10 protein-coding genes and 1 tRNA gene are annotated in these 11,416 nt (G+C 33.7%); 6 read left to right on the top strand and 5 right to left on the bottom strand.

What is annotated here, in order from left to right; genetic code table 11:
- The first annotated feature begins 102 nt into the window (after positions 1–102).
- The 4 genes from DU428_RS00905 (at position 103) to DU428_RS00890 (ending at position 4,773) form a co-directional block, all read left to right on the top strand.
- On the top strand, positions 103–630 hold the full coding sequence (locus DU428_RS00905) for an inorganic diphosphatase (protein WP_072348518.1): 528 nt from the start codon (positions 103–105) through the stop codon (positions 628–630).
- A gap of 247 nt (positions 631–877) precedes the next feature.
- Positions 878–3,304 carry a sodium-translocating pyrophosphatase gene (locus DU428_RS00900; protein ID WP_113965583.1) on the top strand — a complete coding sequence of 809 codons (2,427 nt, stop codon included), beginning with the start codon at positions 878–880 and terminating at the stop codon, positions 3,302–3,304.
- A gap of 81 nt (positions 3,305–3,385) precedes the next feature.
- Positions 3,386–4,390, top strand: a complete 1,005-nt coding sequence (locus DU428_RS00895; RefSeq protein ID WP_072348522.1) for an App1 family protein — start codon at positions 3,386–3,388, stop codon at positions 4,388–4,390.
- A gap of 50 nt (positions 4,391–4,440) precedes the next feature.
- A complete protein-coding gene (locus tag DU428_RS00890) occupies positions 4,441–4,773 on the top strand; it encodes a DUF6150 family protein (RefSeq protein ID WP_072348524.1) in 333 nt (110 codons plus the stop codon).
- Between the two features lie 170 nt (positions 4,774–4,943).
- On the opposite strand, the gene DU428_RS00885 is transcribed toward DU428_RS00890, so the two are convergent.
- The 4 genes from DU428_RS00885 to metK form a co-directional block, all read right to left on the bottom strand.
- Positions 4,944–5,558: a deoxynucleoside kinase gene (locus tag DU428_RS00885; RefSeq protein WP_072348526.1), complete on the bottom strand. Its 615-nt coding sequence runs from the start codon at positions 5,556–5,558 to the stop codon at positions 4,944–4,946.
- 2 nt (positions 5,559–5,560) lie between these two features.
- Complete coding sequence (locus tag DU428_RS00880; protein WP_113965582.1) at positions 5,561–6,340, bottom strand: hypothetical protein; 780 nt, start codon at positions 6,338–6,340, stop codon at positions 5,561–5,563.
- A gap of 84 nt (positions 6,341–6,424) precedes the next feature.
- A tRNA-Tyr gene (locus DU428_RS00875) sits at positions 6,425–6,510 on the bottom strand.
- A 224-nt stretch (positions 6,511–6,734) separates the two neighbouring features.
- Positions 6,735–8,024 carry a methionine adenosyltransferase gene (gene metK, locus DU428_RS00870; protein ID WP_072348530.1) on the bottom strand — a complete coding sequence of 430 codons (1,290 nt, stop codon included), beginning with the start codon at positions 8,022–8,024 and terminating at the stop codon, positions 6,735–6,737.
- A 310-nt stretch (positions 8,025–8,334) separates the two neighbouring features.
- On the opposite strand from metK, the gene DU428_RS00865 reads away from it, so the two are divergent.
- Together DU428_RS00865 and DU428_RS00860 are read left to right on the top strand one after the other, a co-directional pair.
- Positions 8,335–9,429, top strand: a complete 1,095-nt coding sequence (locus DU428_RS00865; protein ID WP_072348532.1) for an acyloxyacyl hydrolase — start codon at positions 8,335–8,337, stop codon at positions 9,427–9,429.
- Between the two features lie 49 nt (positions 9,430–9,478).
- Positions 9,479–10,225, top strand: a complete 747-nt coding sequence (locus tag DU428_RS00860) for a head GIN domain-containing protein (protein ID WP_072348534.1) — start codon at positions 9,479–9,481, stop codon at positions 10,223–10,225.
- A gap of 89 nt (positions 10,226–10,314) precedes the next feature.
- On the opposite strand, the gene gldA is transcribed toward DU428_RS00860, so the two are convergent.
- The gene (gene gldA, locus DU428_RS00855; protein WP_072348536.1) at positions 10,315–11,208 is read right to left on the bottom strand and encodes a gliding motility-associated ABC transporter ATP-binding subunit GldA; all 894 of its coding nucleotides are present in this window, start codon (positions 11,206–11,208) and stop codon (positions 10,315–10,317) included.
- Positions 11,209–11,416: the final 208 nt, after the last annotated feature.

Below are 11,416 nucleotides of genomic sequence, written 5' to 3'. Positions count from 1 at the left end.
CTTTGTAAAAGTTAATAGTTTCCGTACTTTTGCAAACCGAAATTTTTAGATAATTAATAAAACTGTTTTCGCTTAAGCGGAAATATTAATAATATATATAATATGAGTCCAAAAGGAAAAGAAACTTTTGATGTATTAATCGAAATACCAAAAGGAAGTAGAAACAAGTACGAATACGATTTCGAATTAAATAAAATTCGTTTTGATAGAATGTTATTCTCCTCTATGATGTATCCAGGAGATTACGGATTTATTCCTGAAACTTTAGCATTAGATGGAGATCCACTAGATGTTTTAGTATTAGGAACAGAGCCAACTTTTCCAATGTGTGTTATGGAAGTAAAACCAATTGGTGTTTTCCATATGGCAGATGAAAAAGGACCAGACGAAAAAATAATTTGTGTTCCAGTAACAGACCCAATTTGGAATATCTACAATGATATTGATGATTTAAATCCACACAGAATTAAAGAAATCACACATTTCTTCCAAGTGTATAAAGATTTAGAAAAGAAAAAAGTAGATATCGGTGGATGGGGTAACGCTGCTGAAGCTTATGACATTTTAAATAAATGTGTAGATCGTTATGAAAATAGCGAGCACAAAACTAACGGAGATTTCACAATCTAATTAGTAGATATATTTATAGTTAAGCCTTTCATTTTCAAATGAAAGGCTTTTTTATTTTATGTGGTTTCGGTTGCTGTTACCTTTGTTTATAGGTGTTAGAGGTTTTTGTATTCTAAAACATATAGCTTTAAAATTAATAAAATCCCTTTTATATTGTTAATAAATTATCAAATTTAAAAGATTTTTTACTTCTGATTGATTTTATTACATTAGCATTCATTAAAACTAACCAAACTACAAAAACAATATGGAATCAATAATGATTTACATGCCAATCGTATTGGCAATTTTAGGTTTAATCTATATGACGATTAAACAAAAATGGGTTATGAAACAGGATGCTGGAGATGGCAAAATGAAGGAAATTTCAGACCATATCTATGAAGGTGCATTAGCTTTCTTAAAAGCAGAATACAGATTATTAGCAGTTTTTGTTTTAATAGTAAGTGTATTGCTAGCAATAGTTTCTTTCGTTGTGCCTACTACACATTGGTTAATTGTTATTGCTTTTATTTTTGGTGCTGTTTTTTCAGCATTTGCAGGAAACATCGGAATGAAAATAGCAACCAAAACAAATGTTAGAACTACACAAGCGGCAAAATCTAGTTTACCAAATGCATTAAAAATTTCTTTTGGTGGCGGAACGGTAATGGGACTTGGTGTTGCTGGTTTAGCAGTATTAGGATTGACTACTTTCTTTATTATATTCTTTCATTTCTTCATGGGTGGTGTTTGGACAAACACTATGGACATGACTATTGTTTTAGAAACTTTAGCAGGATTTTCATTAGGAGCAGAGTCTATAGCTTTATTCGCTAGAGTTGGTGGAGGTATTTATACCAAAGCTGCCGATGTAGGAGCCGATTTAGTTGGTAAAGTTGAAGCGGGTATTCCGGAAGATGACCCAAGAAACCCAGCTACTATTGCTGATAATGTTGGGGATAATGTTGGAGATGTTGCGGGAATGGGAGCTGATTTATTTGGCTCTTATGTGGCAACTGTTTTAGCTGCAATGGTTTTAGGAAACTATGTGATTAAAGATATGGGTGGTAATATTGGTGAAGCATTTGGAGGAATTGGTCCAATTTTACTACCAATGGCTATTGCCGGAGCTGGAATTATTATTTCTGTAATCGGAACCATGTTAGTAAAAATAAAAAGCAACGATGCTAAAGAAAATCAGGTAATGGGAGCTTTAAACCTAGGGAACTGGGTTTCTATTGCTCTAGTGGCAATTTCGTGTTTCGCATTGGTAACTTGGATGTTGCCAGAAACAATGAAAATGAATTTCTTTGGTGAAGGCTTGCAGGATATTTCTTCTATGCGAGTTTTCTATGCTACTTTAGTTGGTTTATTTGTTGGTGCTGTTATTTCTTCTATTACCGAATACTATACAGGATTAGGTAAAAAGCCGATATTAAAAATTGTACAACAGTCTAGTACTGGAGCTGGAACTAATATTATTGCAGGTTTAGCTACGGGAATGATCTCTACCTTTCCTTCTGTGTTATTATTTGCTGGTGCAATTTGGGCATCTTATGCCTTAGCGGGTTTTTATGGTGTGGCTTTAGCGGCTTCTGCTATGATGGCAACTACAGCAATGCAGTTAGCAATTGATGCCTTTGGGCCTATTGCCGATAATGCTGGTGGTATTGCCGAAATGAGTGAGCAAGATCCTATTGTAAGAGAGAGAACAGATATTTTAGACTCTGTTGGAAATACTACTGCTGCCACCGGAAAAGGTTTTGCAATTGCTTCTGCAGCATTAACTTCTTTGGCGCTTTTTGCTGCTTATGTAACTTTTACAGGAATTGACGGAATTAACATTTTTAAAGCACCTGTTTTAGCTATGCTTTTTGTTGGTGGAATGGTGCCTGTGGTATTTTCTGCTTTAGCAATGAATGCTGTAGGAAAAGCAGCTATGGAAATGGTGCAAGAGGTGCGTCGTCAGTTTAGAGATATTCCTGGAATTATGGAAGGAACCGGAAAGCCTGAATACGATAAATGTGTGGCAATTTCTACCGAAGCTTCACTAAGAGAAATGATGCTACCAGGTTTATTGACTATTGGTTTTCCTTTGGTAATTGCCTTTGTTCCGATGTTGTTCGGAATGGATAATTTAGCAATTGCTGAAATGTTAGGAGGATATATGGCTGGAGTTACCGTGAGTGGTGTTCTTTGGGCAATCTTTCAAAACAACGCAGGAGGCGCTTGGGACAATGCTAAGAAGTCTTTTGAAGCAGGAGTGGAGATAGATGGTAAAATGACTTACAAAGGAAGTGAAGCGCATAAGGCTGCTGTTACAGGGGATACTGTTGGAGATCCTTTTAAGGATACTTCAGGACCTTCTATGAATATTTTAATCAAACTTACTTGTTTAATTGGTTTGGTAGTTGCTCCAATACTTGGCGGACATGCTAATGATGCTATGACTGTTGAAAATGAAGTGAGTATTGAAAAAGTTGTTCAAGATGGAAATACGCAAGTCATTAAAAAAGCGGCTATTGAAAAATATACAGATGGCTCAGCCAAAGCAACTGTAAAAACTACTACCATAACGAACGGAATTGAAAATGTAAAAGAAGAAACTTTTAAAGGTTCTTTTGAAGAAGTAAAAAGAAAAGTGAAAGAGCTTGGAGATAATGTTACAGTTAGCGTTTTAGAAAAAGAATAATAAGCTAATATATTTATAGATTGAAACCACGCTTTATGCGTGGTTTTTTGTTATTTTACTTTTTTAAAACATTCATGATTTATGTCTTTATTTAGAAGAGATCCTGTTCAAATTATTGCATTTCAAAGTTACGGAACCGATACGCATTTCTATTTACGAGGAAGGGCTCTAGAGGACGAATCAATTGATTTAGAAAAGCAGGGTTTCTTTAGTTTGCTAGTCAATAGTTGGAAGCGAATGGAAAGTGATGAGGTGAAAAACGCTGGAATTTCTATACAATTACCAGATGGAACGGTTTTACGTACCAAAAGTGATAATCATGGTTATTTTAAAGTGAAAGCAGACTTGAAAGGATTGAAAGCGATGGCAAATGAAGAAGGTTGGCTTGCTTGCGAAGTTTCTTATAAGGACGATAGAATAAAACGAAGCATACAAAACAGAAATCGTTTTCCTGCTGAAATTTTAATACCAAGTTCTACAGCAAATTTTGGAGTTGTTAGCGATATTGATGATACCATTTTGCATACCGGGGTGGTTTCAACTCTTAAATGGCGATTGCTTTATAATACACTTTTTAAATCTGCAAAAATGCGTCTGCCATTAGAGGGTGCAGCAGCATTTTATCATTTATTGCATCGAGGGAAGTCTGGAGAAAATGTAAATCCGATTTTCTATGTAAGTAATAGTCCGTGGAATTTATACCGATACTTAGAATTGTTTTTAAGGCAGAATGATTTCCCGAAAGGACCAATTTTATTAAGAAGTTTTAAAGATATTTTGAAGCGAAAAACGGAAGCTGAAAAGCCTCAAAAGCAAAAGGAAATTATTGATTTACTAAATACATACCCTGAATTACCTTTTATTTTAATTGGAGATAGTGCAGAGCAGGATGCAGATATTTATTTAGAAGTAGCACAACAATTTCCTGGAAGGATAAAAGCTATTTATTTACGAAATGTTAAGCATGAAAAGAAACTACTTAGAGTAAAATGCTTGCTTGAAAAAAATAAAACCACACCAGCTTTAATGATTGAAACTAGTGAACAAGCTATACAGCATGCAAGAGAAAATGGCTTTATTGCATAATAAGATTAAATAGGTACTTTTAAGTTCTACTTTTTCTAAAACCACAAAAAATGAAAAAATTATTTATTATTGTTTTGTTGCTTAGTTCTTTAAAAACTATGGCTCAAAAAGTCTACTCTGTACAATATGCAAACCAAGCAGATGTTAAAGTTTATGTGGTTGATTATGCTAGTCGGGCAGATTTAAAGGTATATAAAGTAAAGTACTCTAGTCAGGCAGGAAAAAATAATGGTAAATGGTTTTTTGTGGAGTATGCGGACCGGGCAGATAAGAAAATTTACTTTGTAGACTATGAAAGTCAGGCAGATTTAAAAGTTTATTATGTGGATTATTCAACTCAAGCTGGTTGGGTGAACAAAAGTAAACAACACTTGTTGTATTAGTTATATGTTTATTTAAAGGAATAAAAAAAGCTCATTTCGTTTAAATGACGAAAGAGCTTTTTTTTTGCGTTAGCGATAGTAGCGGCATCCTTTTTTGTGTCGGTTTAGCACAAAAAAGATATAGCGGATAGCGCGACCCTTGTGGTAACGCCCAAATTATATTTATGGGATTAAAATAATCCGTTTATTTCTGCGTCAATTTTATTTAAGATGAACCCTAGGTCTTCTGGATTTGCAACAAAGTCTAAATTATCTACATCTATAATTAGTAGTTTTCCTTTGTTGTAACCAGTAATCCATGCTTCGTAGCGTTCGTTTAGTCGGCTTAAATAATCAATACTGATAGAGTTTTCGTAGTCGCGACCACGTTTGTGTATTTGCGAAACCAAATTAGGTATCGAGCTGCGTAGGTAGATTAATAAATCTGGACCTTGAACGAAGCTTTCCATAAGTTCGAAAAGAGAGGAGTAGTTTTTAAAATCGCGATTGGTCATAAGGCCCATTGCGTGAAGGTTGGGAGCGAAAATATGCGCATCTTCATAAATGGTTCTGTCCTGGATAATGTCTTTACCGCTTTCGCGAATTTCGGAAACCTGTCTAAATCTACTGTTTAGGAAATACACTTGTAGGTTAAAACTCCAACGTTCCATTTGGTTGTAAAAATCATCTAAATACGGGTTGTCTACCACGTCTTCTAGTTGGGCTTCCCATTTGTAATGTTTTGCTAGTAATTTTGTAAGCGTAGTTTTACCAGCGCCTATATTTCCTGCTACGGCAACGTGCATATTTATTCTGTTTTTAGTTGAAATTTACTGAGGATTTTCGAATGGTAAATATACAAGGTTTCGTTGGTTAGTAAAAACTGACTTATCAACAAATTTGGTATTTCTAATTTTTGAAAATCGTTGGTGTTTTTTTTGTGGTAAAAAAGACTGTTTTCCTTTTGAAGAATTAAGTTTCCGTTGTCTTCTTCTAAGGCTGTAAATCCTTTGTTTTCTATTTTGCTTACGGTGCTACCAAAGTAGCTGTACTTGTATAAATAGTTTTCGGTAAGTAGCCAACAGTAATTGAAATTACTTTTAATGTCTAGTAATCTGGATTGTATAGGCAGTGTTTTTGCTCTTACAGTATTTGTTTTGTAATCATAGAGCTCAAGTTGTTGTGTATCTTGATTGAAAATCCAGATGGTATTGTCGTTTCCAGTTGAAATATGTGAAACACTTTTATATGGTTTTGTGGTATTGAAATCTATTTTGAATATTTCTGAAAGTCTGTTATCTAAAACAATTACCGTATTGAAGTCGCTGTAAAATAGGTTTAATTTTAAAGGATTGAATGCATTTGCAGAGGTGATTTCTCCTAACTGCACATTACTGTAATTGCTAGATTTTGTGTTTTCTGTTTTATAGAGAGTGTTGTGCTGTATATGATACTGGGTTCCAAAATTATTTATTTCGACTAAAGATTGGACAGTTAAAGTAGTGTCTTTAATAAAAGTAGCTTTCACAGTATTTTGCGAGCAAACAGATATGGTGTATAAAAAAAAGAAAAGAAAGATATGTTTCATAGTGTATTGAAAAATACAAAAATTGCACCAACTTATGATTATTCTAGAAACAAAAAAGCCTTCTTAAGTAAAGAAGGCTTGTTTTGGTGGGGAGAGCAGGATTCGAACCTGCGAAGTTAAAAAACAACAGAGTTACAGTCTGTCCTCGTTGGCCGCTTGAGTATCTCCCCCAATTTTTTGTCAAAGATATTTAAGTTTTCGAATTTTACAACTATAATTTGTGGTCTTTTTTTAGATTTTTTTTCATCATTAGTTTTGTGTAAAACGGGTGTTGCGGTATGTGTTTGTTAGTTAAATGATTAGCTGTTTTTGTTTTGTGCTAATTTTTATATGACAAATAAAAAACCTCTAACAATTTGCTAGAGGTTTATATGAATTTTATGAAAAATGAAATTTATAAACCGAATTCTGCTTTGATTTTATCTACATAATCTAACTTTTCCCATGTAAATAACTCAACATCTACTGTTAAGTCTTCTCCGTTTACTTGTGAGAATGTTTTTTTAACTACTTCATTCTTTCTTCCCATATGTCCGTATGCAGCAGTTTCGCTATAAATAGGATTACGAAGTTTTAAACGATCTTCTATAGCAGCTGGTTTCATATTGAAAATTTTAGAAACTTTTTCAGCAATTTCGCCATCGGTCATATTAAATGGGCAAGTTCCGTAGGTGTCTATAAAAACTCCCATAGGTTCTGCAACACCAATTGCATAGCTTACTTGTACTAAAACTTGTTCGCAAACTCCTGCGGCAACAAGGTTTTTAGCAATATGTCTTGTTGCGTAAGCAGCACTTCTGTCTACCTTACTTGGGTCTTTCCCAGAAAAAGCTCCACCACCGTGTGCGCCTTTTCCACCGTAAGTGTCTACAATAATTTTACGACCTGTTAAACCAGTATCTCCATGAGGTCCACCAATAACAAACTTTCCTGTTGGATTGATGTGGTATTTAATATCATCGTTGAATAATACTTGAATATGCTCTGGTAGTTTTGCTATTAAACGCGGAATTAAAATCTCTTTTATGTCCTTGTTAATTTTAGCTACCATTTCTTTTTCAGCAGCATCCACATCAGCGGCAGACTTAGATCTTGGTAAAACAAACTCGTCATGCTGTGTTGAAACTACAATAGCTTCAATTCGTTGTGGTACGTGATCATCACTATATTCAATAGTTACTTGACTTTTAGAGTCTGGACGTAAATAAGTAATTTCTTTATTTTCTCTACGTAAAGCAGCTAGTTCCAACATGATTTTATGAGAAAGGTCTAATGCTAAAGGCATGTAGTTTTCTGTTTCGTTGGTAGCGTAACCAAACATCATTCCTTGGTCTCCAGCTCCTTGTTCTTCTCTGTTTACTTTGTCAACACCACGATTAATGTCTGGTGACTGTTCGTGAATAGCCGAAATAACTCCACAAGAATTCCCGTCAAACATATAGGCGCTTTTAGTGTAGCCAATTTTGTTTATGGTGTCTCTTGCAATTTGTTGCACATCTAAATAGGTGTTTGATTTTACTTCACCGGCTAGTACAACTTGACCTGTTGTAACTAGTGTTTCGCAAGCTACTTTAGAATCTTTGTCGAAGGCTAAAAAGTGATCGATTAAAGCGTCACTAATTTGGTCTGCAACCTTGTCTGGGTGTCCTTCTGATACACTTTCGGAAGTGAATAAATATGGCATAAATAATTGTTTTTTAAACTGTTATATTGCAGAAAAATAATAAGATTGCGCGCCGCTAGAGAAGTAGATGAGTTACTGCTTTAGCATTTTTTAATCTCCAAGTAACTTGGAAATCTGTTTTTCTGTATTGAAAAACATAGAGGTTGCAATCAGACAAATTTTTCCTCTTAATAATTGAACTGCAAAATTAGTAAAATTATATGGATTCTATATTGTTTTTTGGTTTTTTCCTGTAAAAGAGGGTGAGATTAAACTAGATGCATCTGTATTATTTAAATATTATGCTATTTTTACAATCTAACTAAATTTAATGAAGCGTTTATTTACCTACTTATTTTGCTTGTTTTGTGTTTGTACGTATTCACAAGAAAACAAAGCAACAAAGTCCACTATGGATGTGAATTACTTTGCAGGAAACATTGCTTTGCATAACACTGATATTTTACATTTAATTCAAGGACATCCAGAAGGTGTGATTATAAGTTGGAACAAGAAAACCTTTGGTGAAGAAGCATGGCAACAAGGTTTTAATTATCCCGATTACGGACTTTCCTTTGCTTATCAAGATTTGAAAAATGAGACGCTTGGAAACAATGTTTCCGTATATGCGCATTATAATTTTTACTTTCTAAAACGAAATTTAATGTTTCGTATAGGTCAGGGATTGGCATATACTACAAATCCATACAACAAGGATGCTAATCATAAAAATGTAGCATTCGGTTCTCATATATTAAGTAGTACCTATGCGATGCTTAATTATAAAAAAGAGCGATTGCTAGATAGGTTTGGTTTGCAGGCAGGCTTATCCCTCATACACTATTCAAATGCAAATGTAAAAGCACCAAATACAAGTGTAAATACCATTGCTTTTAATTTTGGTGTGACATATAATTTAGACGAAGAAGATCCGGAATATATTACAAGAGAATCTAAAGAGAAGTTTACACAACCTATAAAATATAATCTAGTTTTTAGAAGCGGAATTAACGAAAGCGATTTGATTGGTAGCGGACAGTTTCCTTTTTATATTCTTTCTGCTTATGCCGACAAGCGTCTAGGTTTTAAAAGTGCGGTTCAATTAGGAACTGATGTATTTTTTTCCAATTTTTTAAAGGAATATATAAGATATAGAGCCGCAGCTTTTCCTGAAGAAGGGGAAGATGGTACAGCCGATTATAAACGAGTAGGTGTTTTTGTAGGGCATGAGTTGTTTATAAACAAAATGTCTTTGGTGACGCAATTGGGGTATTATGCTTATTATCCGTATCATTTTGAAGGAAGAACCTATATTAGAGTAGGTTTGAAACGATATTTTGGTGAGAAATGGTTTGCAGCTTTAACCTTGAAATCTCACGGAGCAAAAGCGGAAGCTGTAGAGCTAGGAGTAGGTATAAGATTGTAATAGAAAGGAAGAGTTTAATATGAATAAATACGTTTTTAGAATAAACAAAATGAAAAACTTTATATACATATTTATTGCGCTATTCATGTTTGCATGCGATAGTGAAGATGCAAATGGTTGTTTAAAAAAAACTGGGACGATTATTCAAGACGAAGTCGCTATTTCTTCTTTTGAAAATATTTTTGTAGATAGGGACATCGAGTTAATCTTGAAACAGGATATAGGTTTTCGTGTTATTATTGAAACGGGAAAAAACATAAGAAAAGATTTAGAAGTAAAAGTTATAAATAATGAATTACAACTTAAAGACACAAATACTTGTAATCTTGTACGCGAGTACGGAGTTACCAAAATATATGTTTCTGCTCCAGGCATAAAGGTGATTAGAAGTTCTACACAGCATACTATTTCTAGTGATGGTGTATTGCATTATCCTAAGCTGAAGTTGGTTTCCGAAGATTATAATAGACCAGAAAGTTATTCTATTGGTGATTTTAGATTAGCGATTAACTCTCAAGAATTAAGTGTGGTAGCCAATAATATTTCCTCTTTTTATATTTCAGGAGAAAGTCAAAATGTAGATATTAATTTTTTCTCTGGTTCGGGTAGATTTCAAGGCGAAGATTTAATAGCCCAGAATATAAACTTCTACCATAGAGGTTCTAATGATATGGTTGTAAATCCGCAAGTTTCACTTACAGGGGAAATCAGAAGTACGGGTCATGTGATTTCCTTAAATCAACCAGCTACAATCGCTGTGGAAGAATTTTATAATGGAAGGCTGATTTTTCAGTAGGATTAAAAAATTAATTCTTTTAAAAAAATAATACCGCTTTTTATATTCTTTCGAAATTAGATATTTACTTTGATGAAGCTTTGTAAAAGTTAACTCGTCAACTCCCTAAATAAACTCTCTAAACTAGCGTTTTTCTGATTTAGTTGTAATATTTTTAATTGGTTGTCATGAGCAAAATCGAATACGTGAGAACGCATATCTTCAGAAGTTTCAAAGGTGATTTCGTAAATAAAATCATGGGTGTTTTTTACGCTTTTTACTTTCGGAAGTTTTAGTAAAAAAGCATCTTCCACACGGTAGTCAAATTCTACAATAACAACTTGTTCCTTTTCGTCACGTAAATCCTTCAGGGTTTTGTTTGCTACAATTTCTCCCTTATTTATAATTATAACGCGATCACACATAGCTTCTACTTCTTGCATAATATGTGTAGAAAGAAAAACTGTCTTTTCTTGTCCGATATTTCTAATCAAATTTCTAATATCCACCAATTGATTTGGGTCTAAACCGGTTGTAGGTTCGTCTAATATCAAAACATCCGGATTGTGTAAAAGAGCGTTTGCTAAACCTACACGTTGCCTATATCCTTTAGATAGTTGACCGATTTTTTTATGAGCTTCCGGACTTAAGCCTGTAAGTTGGATGACTTCATCAATTCGGCTTTTAGAAACTCCGTATACTTGCGCGTTAAATCCAAGATACTCTCTTACATATTGTTCTAAATACAACGGATTGTGTTCTGGTAAGTACCCAACACTTTGCTGTACTTTTTTAGTTTCCTTTTTAACATCAAAACCATTAACAGTTGCATCTCCTTCGCTTGCATCTAAATAAGTGGTTAAAATCTTCATCATAGTAGATTTTCCTGCACCATTCGGACCTAGAAAACCAACAATTTCAGGTTTGTTTACCTTAAAAGATACTTGGTTAAGCGCTTTTTGGTTTCCGTATATTTTAGAGATGTTTTTTACTTCAATAGACATATTAAAAAGTATTTTGCGTAAAAATAAGTAAATATTACATGTATATAGCTAAAAAATGAAGGATAGATGTTGTTTTCTAATTCTGTTCTTTAGCTGTAAATGGCTTTAAGTTATTCTAAGATTAAAAATATTGTAAATAAAGCAATGCTTGTTAAAAGTTAATGTTTTAGAACTAAAATTATCTTAAAACCATGTAGGACTAAATTTG

Source organism: Oceanihabitans sediminis, from assembly GCF_003337215.1.
GTDB classification, from domain to species: domain Bacteria; phylum Bacteroidota; class Bacteroidia; order Flavobacteriales; family Flavobacteriaceae; genus Oceanihabitans; species Oceanihabitans sediminis.
Note: the sequence above shows the minus strand (reverse complement) of the source record. Positions and strands in the feature narration are given on the sequence as shown.

Excerpts from the sequence above, each read along its gene's own strand:
- DU428_RS00860 (WP_072348534.1), top strand. The coding sequence starts at position 9,479 with ATGAAAAACTTTATATACATATTTATTGCGCTATTCATGTTTGCATGC.
- DU428_RS00885 (WP_072348526.1), bottom strand. The coding sequence starts at position 5,558 with ATGCACGTTGCCGTAGCAGGAAATATAGGCGCTGGTAAAACTACGCTT.
- DU428_RS00900 (WP_113965583.1), top strand. The coding sequence starts at position 878 with ATGGAATCAATAATGATTTACATGCCAATCGTATTGGCAATTTTAGGT.
- DU428_RS00905 (WP_072348518.1), top strand. The coding sequence starts at position 103 with ATGAGTCCAAAAGGAAAAGAAACTTTTGATGTATTAATCGAAATACCA.
- DU428_RS00890 (WP_072348524.1), top strand. The coding sequence starts at position 4,441 with ATGAAAAAATTATTTATTATTGTTTTGTTGCTTAGTTCTTTAAAAACT.
- DU428_RS00865 (WP_072348532.1), top strand. The coding sequence starts at position 8,335 with ATGAAGCGTTTATTTACCTACTTATTTTGCTTGTTTTGTGTTTGTACG.
- DU428_RS00895 (WP_072348522.1), top strand. The coding sequence starts at position 3,386 with ATGTCTTTATTTAGAAGAGATCCTGTTCAAATTATTGCATTTCAAAGT.
- metK (WP_072348530.1), bottom strand. The coding sequence starts at position 8,024 with ATGCCATATTTATTCACTTCCGAAAGTGTATCAGAAGGACACCCAGAC.
- DU428_RS00880 (WP_113965582.1), bottom strand. The coding sequence starts at position 6,340 with ATGAAACATATCTTTCTTTTCTTTTTTTTATACACCATATCTGTTTGC.
- gldA (WP_072348536.1), bottom strand. The coding sequence starts at position 11,208 with ATGTCTATTGAAGTAAAAAACATCTCTAAAATATACGGAAACCAAAAA.